General features: G+C 61.5%; 9 protein-coding genes. 2 read left to right on the top strand and 7 right to left on the bottom strand.

All coding sequences use genetic code 11. From position 1 onward, the window contains the following. Positions 1-17 precede the first annotated feature (17 nt). Positions 18-1,217 carry an MFS transporter gene (locus tag AC5O5R_RS07280; RefSeq protein ID WP_494512251.1) on the top strand — a complete coding sequence of 400 codons (1,200 nt, stop codon included), beginning with the start codon at positions 18-20 and terminating at the stop codon, positions 1,215-1,217. 157 nt (positions 1,218-1,374) lie between these two features. Here the strand turns inward: AC5O5R_RS07280 and ydiJ are convergent, their stop codons facing one another. Then, complete coding sequence (ydiJ, locus tag AC5O5R_RS07275) at positions 1,375-4,395, bottom strand: D-2-hydroxyglutarate dehydrogenase YdiJ (protein WP_494515137.1); 3,021 nt, start codon at positions 4,393-4,395, stop codon at positions 1,375-1,377. A 152-nt stretch (positions 4,396-4,547) separates the two neighbouring features. On the opposite strand from ydiJ, the gene AC5O5R_RS07270 reads away from it, so the two are divergent. After that, positions 4,548-5,432 carry a LysR substrate-binding domain-containing protein gene (locus AC5O5R_RS07270; protein WP_172222663.1) on the top strand — a complete coding sequence of 295 codons (885 nt, stop codon included), beginning with the start codon at positions 4,548-4,550 and terminating at the stop codon, positions 5,430-5,432. Positions 5,433-5,472: 40 nt separating this feature from the next. Here the strand turns inward: AC5O5R_RS07270 and AC5O5R_RS07265 are convergent, their stop codons facing one another. The 6 genes from AC5O5R_RS07265 to AC5O5R_RS07240 form a co-directional block, all read right to left on the bottom strand. After that, a complete protein-coding gene (locus AC5O5R_RS07265) occupies positions 5,473-10,020 on the bottom strand; it encodes a dermonecrotic toxin domain-containing protein (protein WP_494515136.1) in 4,548 nt (1,515 codons plus the stop codon). Between the two features lie 184 nt (positions 10,021-10,204). Next, entirely contained in the window at positions 10,205-11,611 is a 1,407-nt protein-coding gene (locus AC5O5R_RS07260; protein WP_494515135.1) for an amino acid permease, read from the bottom strand. A gap of 645 nt (positions 11,612-12,256) precedes the next feature. Further along, positions 12,257-13,324 carry a 23S rRNA pseudouridine(2605) synthase RluB gene (gene rluB / locus AC5O5R_RS07255; protein WP_172222655.1) on the bottom strand — a complete coding sequence of 356 codons (1,068 nt, stop codon included), beginning with the start codon at positions 13,322-13,324 and terminating at the stop codon, positions 12,257-12,259. Between the two features lie 274 nt (positions 13,325-13,598). Next, a complete protein-coding gene (gene scpB / locus AC5O5R_RS07250) occupies positions 13,599-14,369 on the bottom strand; it encodes an SMC-Scp complex subunit ScpB (RefSeq protein ID WP_172287003.1) in 771 nt (256 codons plus the stop codon). Next, complete coding sequence (locus tag AC5O5R_RS07245) at positions 14,356-15,210, bottom strand: segregation and condensation protein A (protein WP_494515134.1); 855 nt, start codon at positions 15,208-15,210, stop codon at positions 14,356-14,358. Before AC5O5R_RS07245 ends, scpB begins: the two co-directional genes overlap by 14 nt. Beyond that, a complete protein-coding gene (locus AC5O5R_RS07240) occupies positions 15,207-15,836 on the bottom strand; it encodes an L-threonylcarbamoyladenylate synthase (protein ID WP_172222650.1) in 630 nt (209 codons plus the stop codon). Before AC5O5R_RS07240 ends, AC5O5R_RS07245 begins: the two co-directional genes overlap by 4 nt. Positions 15,837-15,842 lie beyond the last annotated feature (6 nt).

Here is a 15,842-nt window from a genome sequence, read left to right as displayed (position 1 = left end):
AACTCACGTAGGCCGTCATGCCCGATTCACCCCGCCCCGTTGCAGTCACGCTGCAAGTCGTCTCCATCGTCCTCTTCACCTTCATCGGCTACCTGAACATCGGCATCCCGTTGGCCGTGTTGCCCGGCTATGTGCACAACGATCTGGGCTTCAGCGCCGTGCTCGCCGGGCTGGTTATCAGCGTGCAATACCTGGCTACCCTGCTCAGCCGCCCTACCGCCAGCCGCATCATCGACAACCACGGCAGCAAGAAGGCGGTCATGTATGGCCTGTTCGGCTGTGGCCTGAGCGGGGTATTCATGCTCGCTTGCGCCTTCCTCACTCAGCTGCCCTGGGTCAGCCTGGCCTGCCTGCTGGTTGGCCGATTGGTGCTCGGCAGCGCGGAAAGCCTGGTGGGCTCTGGTTCGATTGGCTGGGGCATCGGGCGGGTCGGTGCCGAAAACACTGCCAAAGTGATCTCCTGGAATGGCATCGCGAGTTACGGCGCGCTGGCCATCGGTGCGCCGCTGGGCGTGCTGATGGTCAACGGCCTGGGGCTGTGGAGCATGGGTGTGAGCATCATCCTGCTATGTGCGCTCGGCCTGCTGCTGGCGTGGCCGAAACGCGCCGCGCCGATCGTCACAGGCAAGCGCCTGCCGTTCATGCAGGTGCTGGGCAAGGTGTTCCCCCATGGTTCGGGGCTGGCCCTGGGCTCGATCGGCTTTGGCACCATCGCCACCTTCATCACCCTGTATTACGCCAGCCGTGGCTGGGCCAATGCAGCGCTGACCCTGAGCCTGTTTGGTGCCAGCTTCATCAGTGCGCGGCTGCTGTTCGGCAACCTGATCAACCGGATTGGCGGGTTTCGCGTGGCCATCGCGTGCCTGTCGGTGGAAACACTGGGGCTGCTGATGCTGTGGCTGGCGCCCAGCGCCGAACTGGCATTGGCGGGTGCAGCGCTGAGCGGGTTTGGCTTCTCGCTGGTATTCCCGGCGCTGGGGGTTGAGGCAGTGAACCAGGTATCGGCGGCCAACCGCGGGGCGGCGGTGGGGGCGTATTCGCTGTTCATCGATTTGTCGCTGGGGGTGACCGGGCCGCTGGTGGGCGCGGTGGCGGCGGGGTTCGGGTTTGCTTCGATGTTTCTGTTTGCGGCGGCTGCGGCTGCTTGTGGGTTGGTGCTGAGCCTGTATTTGTATCGCCAGGCGCGCCGGCGTAGAGACCGTACAGCAGAAGGCTGACAGTTGTATTGCCGGGGCGGGCCTCTTCGCGGGTGAACCCGCTCCCACAGGTACAACACTGCCCTCAGGCCCTGTGACATCCCTGTGGGAGCGGGTTCATCGAGGCGTCGAACCGCCGCGAATGGGGCTGCCAAGCAGCCCCTAGGCGCCCTGTTGGTCAGCGCTGGGCGTACTGCAACACCACTTCCAGTGGGTGACGCATCTTGCGCTCGGTCATGCGTTTGACCTGGCTGCGGCACGAGTAACCGGTCGCCAACGGCTCTCCCTCCTTGTCCAGCTTGGTCGCCCACGACTGCTCGAAGATGGTCCGCGAGGTTTCCTGGTTGCGCGCCTCGTGCCCATAGGTGCCGGACATGCCGCAGCAGCCAGTGGCCTCGGTTACCAGGTTCAGCCCCAGGCGGGCGAACACCTGCTCCCACTGTCGGGTACTGGCCGGCACATTGGTCTTCTCGGTGCAGTGCGCCATCAGGCGGAAATTGCCCGGGGCGGTCGGTGCCTGCTCGGGCAGCACATCCATCAGCCATTCCTGCGGCAGCAGCACCTTCGGGCAACCCTCCAGGCCTGGCACCTTCTGGTACTCCTGGCGATACACCAGGGTCATCGCCGGGTCCAGGCCCACCAGCGGCACACCACAGTCGGCCAGGGCCTTGAGCTGGGTGCCGTTGCGGACCGCCGCCTTGGCGAACGCCCCAAGGAAGCCCTGCACATGCAGCGGCTTGCCGTTGGCGCTGTACGGCGCCAGGAACACCCGGTGGCCCAGGCGATGGGCCAGGTCGATGAAGGCCGACAGCAACGGTGTTTCGAAGTAGCGGGTAAAGGCATCCTGCACCAGCACGATGCTGCGCTCGCGCTGGGCCGGAGTCAGTTCACGCAGGGCCGGCACGCTGGCCACGCCGACATGGCAGCGGGCCAGGGTGGCCTGGAAGTTGAAGCGGCTGATCAGCGGGCTGTCGACCATGCCGACCTTGTCCGCCAGCAGCTTGCTCACGAATCCGGAGCCCATCACCGCGTTGTACAGCCCCGGTGCATGCGCCAGGTACGGGATGGTGAACTCCAGCGAACCGATCAGGTAGTCACGCAGCGGGCGCTGGTAGCGACCGTGGTACAGCTCGAGGAAGCGCGAGCGGAAGTCCGGCACATTGACCTTGATCGGGCACTGGCCGGCGCACGACTTGCACGCCAGGCAACCGGCCATGGCGTCGTACACTTCATGGGAGAAGTCTTCCTGGCCCTGGCTGCGCGCACGGTTGTTGCGCAGGCGTGCCGGCAGGCCCCTGAGCCACGACACCTTGTTGCGCGCCGCAGCCAGCACGTCGATGTTCGCTGCGCCTTGCAGGCGCAGCCACTCGCGCATCAGCGAGGCACGGCCCTTGGGCGAATGCTGGCGTTCACGGGTGGCCTTCCACGACGGGCACATGGCGTCGTTGGGGTCGTAGTTGTAGCAGGCGCCGTTGCCGTTGCAGTGCACGGCGCTGGCAAAGTCCTGCCAGACACGCTCGTCGATGGTGCGATCAAGGTCGCCGCGCAGGGGCACGCCATCGACCTTGGTCAGGCCTTCGGCGCTGTCTGGCGGCGTGCAGATCTTGCCGGGGTTGAGCTGGTTGAAGGGGTCGAAGGCGCCCTTCAGGCGCTGCAGCGCCGGGTACAGTTCGCCGAAGTATTCCGGCACGTACTCCGAACGCAGACCCTTGCCATGTTCGCCCCACAGCAGGCCGCCGTAGCTTTTGGTCAGTGCCGCCACGGCGTCGGAAATCGGCTTGACCAGTGCTGCCTGGGCCGGATCTTTCATGTCCAGTGCGGGGCGCACATGCAGTACGCCAGCATCGACGTGGCCGAACATGCCATAGGCCAGGCCGTAGCCATCGAGCAAGGCACGGAAGTCGGCAATGTAGTCGGCCAATTGCTCTGGCGGCACGGCGGTGTCTTCCACGAAAGGCTGCGGCCGCACCTCGCCTTCGACGTTGCCCAGCAACCCGACCGAGCGCTTGCGCATGACGTAGACGCGGGTAACCGCTTCAGATCCCTCGGCCAGGGTATGGCCCAGGCGCTCGACACTGGTATCGGCTTGCAGGTGCTCGACAAATGCCTGCACCCGGGCGTTGACCTCGGCCGGCTCGTCGCCGCAGAACTCCACCAGGTTGATACCCAGGGTCGGGCGCTCGGGGTCGGCCGGGAAGTATTCGGCAACGCTGTGCCAGACGATATCCTTCATCGCCAGCATCAGCACCTTGGAGTCGACGGTCTCGATCGACAGCGGCTTGTGCGCCATCAGCGCATTGGCGTCACGCAGGGCATCCATGAAGCTGGTGTAGCGCACGTTGACCAGCACCGCGTACTTGGGAATCGGCAGCACGTTGAGCTTGGCCTCGACCACGTAGCCCAGCGACCCCTCGGCGCCGCACAGCACGCTGTTGAGGTTGAAGCGGCCCTGCTCGTCGCGCAGGTGCGCCAGGTCGTAGCCGGTCAGGCAGCGGTTGAGCTTGGGGAAGGTGGTTTCGATCAGTTCGGCCTGGGTTTCCTGGATATCGCGGGCCATGCGGTACACCTCGCCGACCCGACCGGGCGTGGCGCAGGCCTGCTCCAGCGCAGCATCGTCGATCGGCAGGCTGTGCAGGTGCTCGCCACCCAGCAGCACGCTGTGCAGTTCCAGTACGTGGTCGCGGGTCTTGCCGTAGGTGCAGCTGCCCTGGCCGCTGGCGTCGGTGTTGATCATGCCGCCGACAGTGGCGCGGTTGGAGGTGGACAGCTCAGGGGCGAAGAACAGACCGTGGGGCTTGAGCGCAGCGTTGAGCTGGTCCTTGACCGTACCGGCCTGCACCCGCACCCAACGCTCCTCGACGTTGATTTCGAGGATCTTGTTCATGTGCCGCGACAGGTCGACGACGATGCCGTCTGTCAGCGACTGGCCGTTGGTGCCGGTGCCGCCGCCACGCGGGGTCAGCTTGACGTCCTGGAAGCGCCCTTCCCCCATCAGTGCAGCAACCCGCGCCACATCGTCGGCGTCCAGCGGAAACACCGCCGCCTGTGGCAGACGCTGGTAGATCGAGTTGTCGGTGGCCAGCACCGTGCGGGTGCCGTAGTCGGCACTGATCTGGCCGCGGAAGCCGCTGTTGCGCAGGGCTTCGAGGAATTCGGGGTAGTTGGCGCCGGGTGCAACGGTGGAAAGCTGGGCGATCATCGAAGGATGGCCTCTTGATATAGGCTAATTCACGGGATTCCTGTCGTCCCGGCATGGGTGTTTGCATGCAGGGATGACGTATAGACCAATGTTCCTGTAGTTTGGCGTCAGGGGCAAACGGATAATCCTGCCGCTATCAATGACTTTTATGAATGAATTACCGCCACCTGACACCGTCCATGTCGCTGCTGCTGGCTTTCGAGGCCGCCGCCCGGCATGAAAGCTACACCCGCGCCGCCGCCGAACTGTCGCTGACCCAGAGCGCGGTCAGCCGCCAGGTGCAGGCACTGGAGCAGCAACTGGGCCTGACCCTGTTCCGCCGTGAAGGGCGCCAGGTGCAGCTGACCGATGTTGGCCGCCTGTACCAGCGCGAACTCAGCGAGGCACTGGGGCGCATCCGCAGCGCCACGCTGCAGGCGCTGGCCTATCAGTCGGGGGTCGGCACCTTGCGCCTGGCCACCCTGCCCACCTTTGGTTCGAAGTGGTTGTTGCCCAGGCTTCATGAGTTCTACAGCGCTCACCCAGGGATGCTGGTGCACATTCATTCAAGGATCGAAGCTATCAACTTCGACACCAGCGAGATCGATGCGGCCATCGGCGTAGCCAGCCATGACCTGCCAGGGCTGATCTGCCATCGCCTTCACGCCGAGGAACTGGTGGTCATACTGCCGCCGGAAGCCGGCACAGATACTCAAGGCTGGGGCCCGGCACGAATCAGCCAGGAAGTGCTGCTCAACGTAGCGAACAACCCGCATGCCTGGGGCGAGTGGTTCTCGCACCACAGCCTGCCGCACCGGGGCATGCGCCTGGGGCCCAGTTTCGAGCTGACCTCGCACCTGATCCAGGCGGTACGGGCCGGGATCGGGATCGGCCTGGTGCCGAGAATCCTGGTTGACGAGGAATTGAGCAAAGGCGAGTTGTTTAGCCCAGGCAGCGCCATTGCCAGCCAGCGTAGCTATTACCTTGTCTACCCTTCGCGAAATGAAGCGCTGCCGTCGCTGAAAGCTTTTCGTGGCTGGCTGCTGGGGCAGATATAGGGAGTAAGCATTCCTGGAATTGTGCCTGCCCCCCTATCATTCATTCGGGGATGTTAACGTTCCACATATATGCCGCGCGCTGCATGGCCGCCTCGGTCAACGCCATACGCTGATCACGCAACCAGTCCGCCTCCCATTGGTTAAATGCCTCCATGCCCTCTGCATCATCTGCCTCATGTAACCGATTCTTTTCGATGATTCGTTGTGCTGGTAACTTGAAGCGTGCAGGCGACGTCCGCTCAAGGTATTTTCGCCAGTACGCTTGCTCACAAAACCATGGGGCCATTTCGGCAACCACTTGATGTTCCCGGATGTCCCTCAACACCCTAGGACGGTCTACAGCCCTTCGGTCAAACTCACGGGTAAAACGCATAACAGGACGGCGAATGGGAAGTTGCAGGTCATCGTACAGCTCGATTCGATACATCAACTGCACGTCGACCGACTTCGCAGCCATTCCCAATTCAAAAGCATGCATCGAAGAAAACTCATCCAGCTTTTGCATCCGCCAAAATTGACCACCGACCCTCAACAACTCTGCCTCCGAGTGAGCTTCAGGATTTCGGATAAGCCCCCACGTCTGAATCTTCATCTCAAGATCGATAAAATGAGAGAGCGCATCATCACCACAGGTATTGACCTCCGACTCCCTGAAGAAATCAGCCCTGAAGCTGTATTGCTCCCGGGTGTCGGCCATCAGTTTTTCCCTGCCTGCATTCAACCCAGCTTCCTGTGCCAGCTCGTTCTCAACGATCGTGGCAAGTTCATCCTCTGTGATCACAAGCGAATCTCCGGCATCCTTGATCGCCTCCATCATCTCCTGCACCCGATAAGCAAGCTCATTCGCACCGTTATCAGAGGCGAACTCTGCAGAGGTACTCAAGCGTTTGAGGAGGTCGAAAAAATTATGCGAGCCGGGCAGTTCTTCAATACTCTGCCACAACGATGCCAGCTCGTCCCTGAACTCCGGATCCACAGCGTCCTCCCACTGATAACGCTGAGGCACAGGATTCAGAATACTCTCCGGGTCATACCACCGCCTCTCTGCTTCACCGCGCATTCCTACCCGGAATCTTCCCCTGCGCACGATGGGTGACGCCCAAAAATCCGGATCGAATGAAGTGATCGTACTGTCCGTCAGTTCAAACCTTGACAATTTCTGGTGCCTCAACACTCCCCCCGGCATGCTCGGGAGCCGGGTAGAACAAAGCAACAATGACCTCAACTCCGGCATCCCGCTGATTGAAAAGCCAACGTTCAGCGGGTTATTCGACAAGTTCAGGTACAACAGCGCCGTGCAACTCTCCAGCACCTCCACCTGCCGGGCGTCCAGTTTTATTCTGTTCCCTGACAAGTCCAACGACGTCAACTGGCCACAAAGAAAGGGGGGCAAGGAAATTTTGCGAATTTGACCATTGGTCAGGTCAAGCGCCTGCAAGTTCGGGAACGCACGCAGAAAGTTTCCAGAAATTTCCGTCAATTCGGAGTCTCTCAGCGCGAACTGGGTCACGTGTGGGAAGACGATGGACTCCGGTAGCTCAGGAAGTTGCTGAAACCCCATCCCGATATCCCATAGCGCGCTTGGCACCTTGAGATCCAGAAATTTTCCGAGTATCGAAAGACGCCACCGCGCAATCAGTGTTTTGCGAAAACCATAACGCGCCAACCATTCAAGCTTGAACGCTCCGAGCCGCTGCCAACGCGTCAAGCTGGTTTTCAATATTTTAAGCTGGCTCTCAAATTCACGTATTGCCGTCTCGGCATTCTCAGGCCCTGCGGCACTGAGCCACGCCTCGATCTGCTCGTCACTGGCGCCGGCGCACAACGTTCGTAGCCGGGTTGGCAGCGCGGCGGGCGGGCGGCTGCCGAACAGCCGGCCACCGCCTGAAAGTGGATAACCTATCCTGCCATCATCCAGACGTCTGGGCAGCAAGAAGGGCGCCGAAGGTTGATCACCTCCGAACAGGCTCTCGATGTCCTGCCGGCCTGTCATCCACTGCCTTGCCACTGCTTGCCGAAGGTTGACGGCAAAGGGCTCTGCAATCCCCATGGCAGCACGCTCTGCTGTGCTGAATGCATCGGCCAGGGTTTCAAACAATTCTCCGGGTGTACTTTCATCGTTGCCCTGCGCATCTCGCAACCAGAATGCACCGTCCTGGTAAAGCAAGCTTGATGCAGTGGACTGGTTACTTGGCGCGGGCAATGCCAAGCGGCCTTGCGCATCTATCAAGTGCCAGCTTTTGTCAGCAGGCACGCCAGGCAGCCCCTGCACAAGCTTGAGGATAGCCCTGGCAAAATCGAACGTCTGCGGCACGTCGATCCACAAGCCTTCCCCCACTCGCGTCACCCTTATGCGCAAAACCCGCTCCCGCGCAGCCAGCGCCATGGCCAGCGGCACACGCCCCGATTCGGCCATCTGGGTGCGCTGGGCCTCACTCGCTTCGGCCAGCACCTGCTGCGCAGCCAGCTGGTGCAGGCTGGCAAAAGCCCGCCGCAAAGGGCGAGTGGTTTCATCCATCACGTCCAAAGGCTCATAGAGCATCTGGAACAGCTGCCGTCGATGATCGGCAACGACTTGCGCCAAGCCTTCATCCGCCAACCCGGCGGCACCGGGAAGCTCATGCGCTTTGAGCAACAAAGGCCGGTCCGCGATCTGCTCACCGGAACGCAAGCATCGCTGCAGATCAGCCACGCGCTCGGCCATCAAAAACCGGTTTACCGTATCAATCAGCTCAACCTCGGGCGCCTGGCCAAAAACGTGCAAAGCCCTCAGGTGCAGGTCGCTGAGGCCATGCACGGCAATCACATGATCAACCAAGCTGCGTGGAAGCCGAGCGCACGGGCCGCCCAGTCGGCTGAACATCCGTTGAGTATCACTCCATTGCTCTGGCCGTTCGCTCCAGAGCCGCCATGCCCCGGCGCCATTGTGCTCCAGCTGAGGCGAATGATTCGCGTGCGGACGAAGGTACCATTCCCCGTCAACGCGCTCACTCACCTGGTAGTAAGCCCCATCCATCTCAATCCAGCTTTGCGCGTCCTGACGGTAGATCCCCTGCGCATCAACCACCGCAGTCACCGGTGGTGGCTGACTTACATAAGGCGCAAGATCCTGGTTCCACAGCTTTTCACTGCCGTCCTCCAATACAGCAGGCACCATGTCATCGACCATTACCGCTCGCTGCCACGCGTGTCGCACGGCAACACCTCCAACACCCACCGCTGCCACCATCGCCAGGGTCTTGCCCACGTTGAGCAGATGGTCCAGCGCTGCGGCGTCGTCGCCCTCGCGCCAACCCGCCGCGGCTTGAAAGGTTTCGTCCAGCAGGTCCCAGGCCATCACGGCCAGCAAGATAACTCCCAGCTGTGGAACAAACAGGCTGGCAAGCGTCAATCCCGCCCATCCCTCAGCGGCGATTCGCCGGTCATGCTCCGCCTGCGCTGCACTGTCGATCTGGGCTACAGGCACCGCAATCATGGCTGCGTCATGCTTGATCTGCCTGATCCGCCTGGCCGCTAGCCCCTGGAATAGCGAATCCAGGTCACGGGTCATGTGTTGATCCAGGTCTCGGGTAGCAAAATCAGCAACATCGCCCAGTCGCTTCTGCACTTCGGAAAAAAAATGCTGGCTGTCACGTCTGCGCACAAAGCGACTGAAGAACTTGCGATACTGCTCATCGCGCAAGCGACGCCCCAGCACCCTGCGTGCAAATCCTTCAAGATCGTCATTCACGCTCCACGGGCCCTGCGGATCCGCAGGTATGTAAACCAGTACGGCTTGGCTGGTATTACGTAAAACGCCCTCATCGATCACATCGAACACTACAATCTGCTGAAGCTCGCAACCGAGTGCCTGCAGTTTCTTGGCAACGACCGGAGCACCTGCCAGTCGACCGGGGCGACCTTGGCGGTAGAGACCGATCACCCACTCCAGTTGCAGTTCGCTGAGAATGCCGTCCGAGCGCGCTTTGAAGGCGTCGACCAGCATCATCGAGCGGATCTGCCTTTGCAGCGACTCAGCGAAGCTGTGCTCGCCTTCACCTCGACTTCGAGGCGCCTCCAACACCGATTGCAAATGGCTCTGGTATTTCCCGCCTATATCAAGGCTGCGGCACGCCTGAATGAATGCCCTGGCCGAAGGCTGCGCAATTTTCTGCCCTGCCAGATCGACCAGGCTATCCGCATTCATGCTGATGTGGTCCTTGCTGAAGTTCTGCAATGCCGCCCATAACAATGGAGTGTCGTACCAGTCGCGCTCTTGTATCGGTAGTCGACTCGTCGTCCAATGCACCGAAGGCGATGAATAGGTGTACCACTGGCGCAGGAAAAGCTTGTCCGGCGGCGCATTCAGCCCTACCTGAGCGGCAACGTGTTTGCGCGCAAACTCATCGATGCCCTGCACCCTGGAAAAGGTTGCGCAGAGCTGGCGTCGCGCGGCTAGCCCGGCGTGCAATGCCTCGCTCAGCAATGCAAAGTGCGTCGGGTTCAGCTTTTTCAACCAGCCAGGAAGCCGACTGGCAATAAAACTGTCCTGAAAGCTGCGCAGTTGTTCAGTCACATCGGACTGCGTGGAGTGATCGTCGTAAGCCATATCTGCCTGGAACCCCGTTCATGAGTAGCTCCAGCATCGGCAGCGGCAACCTGCACCAGGCGGTATCCGGTTGCCACCTGTCATTATCCCCCGTGCGCACGACGATCGATGGCACCTTTGGACAAGGCAAAAAAAACCCGAAGCCAGTCACCTGGCTTCGGGTTGGGTGGTCAGCTACAGCGGCTTATTTGGCCACGCTAGCGGCAGCCGCACTGCGTCGCGGTTTGACCATGTAGATCACGAACATCGCAAACAGCCACACCGGGATTGCATACACGGAAACCTGGATACCCGGGATCATCAGCATGATGCCAAGGATCAGCACCACGAAGGCCAGCACGACATAATTGCCGTACGGGTACCACAGCGCCTTGAACAGCGGCTTCTGGCCGGTGCGGTCCAGATGCTGGCGGAACTTCAGGTGCGAGTAGCTGATCATCGCCCAGTTGATCACCAAGGTGGCCACCACCAGCGACATCAGCAGTTCCAGGGCGTTTTGCGGCATCAGGTAGTTGAGCAGCACGGCAACCAAGGTAACCGCAGCCGACACCAGAATCGAACGCACCGGCACGCCGCGCTTGTCGACCTTGGCCAGCGACGCCGGGGCATCACCCTGCTCAGCCATGCCCAGCAGCATGCGGGCGTTGCAATAGGTACCGCTGTTGTACACCGACAGCGCCGCAGTCAGTACCACGAAGTTGAGCAGGTTGGCGGCAACGTCACTGCCCAGCAGCGAGAACACCTGCACGAACGGGCTGCTGCCATAGCTGCCACCCGAAGCGTCGATACTGGCGACCAGGGTGTCCCACGGCGTCAGCGACAGCAGCACCACCAAAGCGCCGACATAGAAGATCAGGATGCGGTAGATAACCTGATTGATGGCCTTGGGGATCACGGTTCTCGGCTTGTCGGCCTCGGCAGCGGTGAAACCGAGCATTTCCAGGCCACCAAAGGAGAACATGATGAACGCCAGGGCCATGACCAGCCCGCTGACGCCATGCGGGAAGAAGCCACCGTGCGACCACAGGTTGGTGATCGAGGCGTCAGGGCCACCGCTGCCACTGGTGAGCAGGTAGGCACCCAGGCCGATCATGCTGACAATGGCCACGACCTTGATGATGGCAAACCAGAATTCGGCCTCACCGAAAAACTTCACGTTCATCAGGTTGATGGCGTTGATCAGCAGGAAGAACGCCGCCGCCGTGACCCAGGTGGGGATCTCCGGCCACCAGTAGTGAACATACTTGCCGACCGCCGAAAGCTCCGACATGCCCACCAGGATGTACAGCACCCAGCAGTTCCAGCCCGACAGGAAGCCGGCGAAACCACCCCAGTAGGTGTGGGCGAAGTGGCTGAACGAGCCGGCCACCGGCTCTTCGACGATCATTTCGCCAAGCTGGCGCATGATCATGAAGGCGATGAAGCCGCAGATGGCGTAGCCAAGGATCATTGACGGGCCGGCGGATTTCATCACGCCTGCCGAACCGAGGAACAGGCCGGTACCAATTGCACCGCCGAGGGCGATCAATTGGATGTGACGGTTCTTCAGGCCCCGCTTCAGCTCGCCTGAATGCATGTTTTGTCCACTCATGAACGAAGTCACCTGCATTGTTTTTATCTGTGACGGAATCGGACCCACCGCGCTCGTGGCGCAGCGGAATGGGCAAGGTGGTTACCTTGGGTTTCTTGACCTCGGTTGCCGCCGAAGCGGATCAGCCGGGCGTGATCAAGAGTGCGCGGTACGCAAAGGAGTCACAGGTAAAACGCGGCGCACTGTATACCCCTGCAAACGCGCAGGCGTCAACGCGTTGCATCGTTTCCTTGGGAAAAAACGCAGCGATCCTGTGGTATGGGCCTTGAAAGGCGGAGTGATCGGCGTACATGGCGCCTCCATTTGTTGTTTTGTCAGCCAGGCTCTGTGGACGGGCTCTTGCACGGGGCAATGGCGGCTATAACACCGTGGTACGGGGGTTTGGGCAAGGGTGGGCAAGGGCCGCGCGGCGGGTTTGGGGCAGGCGTAGCGGCAAGGTTTGTTTACAGGATTGGGCATCTTCTGAAACGCGAAGTGAAATGGCTCAGGTTTGTATAGATTTCTTTACAGCGTGGTTCGGGAACTTGCCAGTCGTCCGAAAAAATTCTTTTGCTTCAGTATGTTAGGGCTGCTTTGCAGCTCCGGGTTCTCAACAGGCATAAAAAAACCAGCCCGAAGGCTGGTTTTCTCTATCGCAAAGGCTGATCAGCCACGCGGCTTGCCGCGACCACGGCCGGCCGGCTTGGCGCCGTCAGGCTTGGCCGGACGCTTGCGCATATCGCTCGGGCGTTCTGCCACGGCGCTGCCACGGCTGCCCTTGCGCGGGGCTTCTTCACGCGGCTGACGCGCTGGGCGCTCGCCAGCAGCGGCACCTTCCTGGGCAGGGCGCAGGCTGCGCACGCGCTCGCCACGGCCCAGCGGACGGGACGATTTGCGCTGCAGGCGCTCCATCTTGTCCTTGGCCTTGAGGTTCAGGGTCGGCAGCGCTACCGGCTGCAGGCCAACCTCGGCGGCAAGGATGTCGATTTCGCCCTGGCTCATTTCGCGCCAGCGGCCCATCGGCAGGTCGGAGTTGAGGAATACCGGGCCGAAACGCACGCGCTTCAGGCGGCTGACCACCATGCCCTGGGATTCCCACAGGCGACGTACTTCACGGTTACGGCCTTCCATCACCACGCAGTGGTACCAGTGGTTGAAGCCTTCGCCACCCGGTGCCTTCTGGATGTCGGTGAACTTGGCCGGACCGTCTTCCAGCATTACGCCGGCTTTCAGGCGCTCGATCATTTCGTCGTCGACCTCACCCCGCACACGTACCGCGTACTCACGGTCCATCTCGTAGGACGGGTGCATCAGGCGGTTGGCCAGTTCACCGTCGGTGGTGAACAGCAGCAGGCCGGTGGTGTTGATGTCGAGGCGACCGATGTTGATCCAGCGGCCTTCTTTTGGCCGTGGCAAGCGGTCGAACACGGTCGGGCGGCCTTCCGGGTCGTCACGGGTGCAGATTTCGCCATCGGGCTTGTTGTACATGATCACCCGGCGGGTGGCCTCGGCGGCCTCCTCGCGCTTGATCAGCTTGCCGTCCACGGCAATGGCGTCGTGCAGGTCGACGCGCTGGCCGAGGGTAGCAGCAACGCCATTGACCTTGATGCGGCCCTGGCTGATCCAGGCCTCGACGTCACGGCGTGAACCGACGCCAATGCGCGCCAGCACTTTCTGCAGCTTTTCGCCGGATGGAGGGGTGATCTCGGTATCTTGCAGGTTTTGCTCACTCATCTGGGCACCTCCCGGTGTAGGAATGAAAACAGGTTTCTGGCGACGAATGCGCCAAAAGGCCGCGCATCATACGCGGTTCGGCGGGTGAACGCACTGGAGCGTAGAGGGTTTTGTGGGCATTGGCAGGGGTTTCTGCCAGATGGTGATGTGGAGGCACTGCCGGCCCTATCGCCGGCAAGCCAGCTCCCACATGGAGATCACAGGTCCTGAGAGTGGTGCGATCCCTGTGGGAGCTGGCTTGCCGGCGATAGGGCCGGTGCAGGCAACTGCAGAGTCAGGGCTGTACCTTGCCCTGTTCTTCCACCGACACCACAGGCTCCTCTTCCCGCAAATCATCAAAGTCGGTCTTCAGCCCTTCCTCCATGGCATCCAGCTCCACCAGCAAGCTGCGGAAACTGGTCTCATCCTTCGGCTCTGCAGGCTCTTCGTCTTCACCAAGGCTGGCATCGGCCAACGCCTGCAGGTGTGCCGGCACCGGCGCATCATCCGGGTCCAGCAACGGCTCAGGTTCCATTTCCCGCAGGTCGGCCAAAGCCGGCAGGTCTTCCAGGCTCTTCAGGTTGAAATGGTCGAGAAACGCCTTGGTAGTGGCGAACATTGCCGGCCGGCCGGGCACTTCACGGTAGCCAACCACGCGAATCCACTCGCGCTCCATCATGGTCCTGATGATATTGCTGTTTACCGCCACGCCGCGCACGTCCTCGATCTCGCCACGGGTGATGGGCTGACGGTAGGCGATCAACGCCAGGGTTTCGAGCAGCGCACGCGAATAGCGCTGTGGGCGCTCCTCCCACAGGCGACCGACCCAGGGGGCATAATCCTCGCGAATCTGCAGGCGGTAGCCGCTGGCTACCTCCTTGAGCTCGAAGGCGCGGCCACTGCACGACTTGCCCAGCACCTCCAGGGCCTGCTTGAACACCCTGGGCTCTGGCCGTTCGGCCTCTTCAAGCAGTTCGTACAGACGCTCCAGTGATTGCGGCTTGCCCGAAGCCAGCAGAAAGGCTTCGATCAGCGACGCCAGGTCGCGGGGTTCATTCAGGTTCATCAGGTTCTTCAACAAGCGCCGGGCGAAGCCGCACGTGAATGGCGGCGAAAGGTTCATTCTGCAGCAGTTCAATCAGCGATTCCTTGACCAGCTCGAGAATCGCCATGAAGGTCACCACCACGCCCAGCTTGCCTTCCTCCGCGGAAAACAGCTCGACGAACGGGACAAAGGCGCCACCCTTGAGCCGTTCCAGCACCTGGCTCATGCGCTCGCGGGTAGACAAGGTCTCGCGGCTGATCTGGTGGCTCTCGAACAGGTCATTGCGGCGCATCACCTCGCTCATGGACATCAGCAGCTCTTCCAGGCTGACCTGGGGCAACAACTTGCGAACCTTGGCCTGCGGCGCTTCCAGCCGTGGCACCACGACCTCACGACCAAGCCGCGGTAGCTCGTCGATGCCTTCGGCAGCGGCCTTGAAACGCTCGTACTCCTGCAGGCGGCGGATCAGTTCGGCGCGCGGGTCGCCCTCCTCCTCCTCGACGTCGGCCGAGCGCGGCAGCAGCATGCGCGACTTGATCTCGGCGAGCATGGCCGCCATCACCAGGTACTCGGCGGCCAGCTCCAGGCGCACGCTCTTCATCAGTTCCACGTAGCCCATGTACTGACGGGTGATCTCCGCCACCGGGATGTCGAGGATGTCGATGTTCTGCTTGCGGATCAGGTACAGCAACAGGTCCAGCGGGCCTTCGAAGGCTTCGAGGATGACTTCCAGGGCGTCTGGCGGGATGTACAGGTCCAGTGGCAGCTCGGTCAGGGCTTCGCCGTAGACCAGCGCCAATTGCAGCTGCCGAGGCAGGTCGGCCTGTTCGGCCGGTGCCTCGGGCGCGTCCACCTGGGTCACGCGCTGACCAGGAACGGCGAGGGATCGCCGCAGCCTTCGCGGATCAGCGCAGGCTCATCGCCGGTCAGGTCAATGATGGTCGATGCCTTGAGGTCGCCGTAACCGCCATCGATGATCAGGTCGACATGGTGCTCCAGGCGCTGGCGTATCTCGTACGGGTCGGTCATCGGTTCTTCTTCGGGCGGCAGGATCAGGCTCACGCTCATCAGCGGTTCACCCAACTCTTCCAGCAGCGCCAGCACAATCGGGTTGGACGGTACGCGCAGACCGATGGTGCGGCGCTTTTCGTGCATCAGCAGGCGCGGCACTTCCCGGGTCGCGTTGAGGATGAACGTATAAGGCCCAGGCACATGCGCCTTGAGCAGGCGAAAGGTGGACGTATCGATCTTGGCGAACAGCCCCATTTGCGACAAGTCGCAACACAGCAGGGTGAAGTTGTGCTGCTTGTCAAGCTGGCGCAAGCGCCGAACCCGCTCGATGGCGCCCTTGTCGCCAATCTGGCAACCGAGCGCATAGGCAGAATCGGTCGGGTACACCACCACGCCACCCTTGCGGATGATCTCGACGGCCTGTTTGATCAGGCGCGCCTGCGGGTTTTCCGCATGAATCTGGAAAAATTGGCTCACGTAGTC

The organism is Pseudomonas sp. 8_5_2, assembly GCF_059295255.1.
This window is presented reverse-complemented; position numbering and strand designations above follow the sequence as displayed.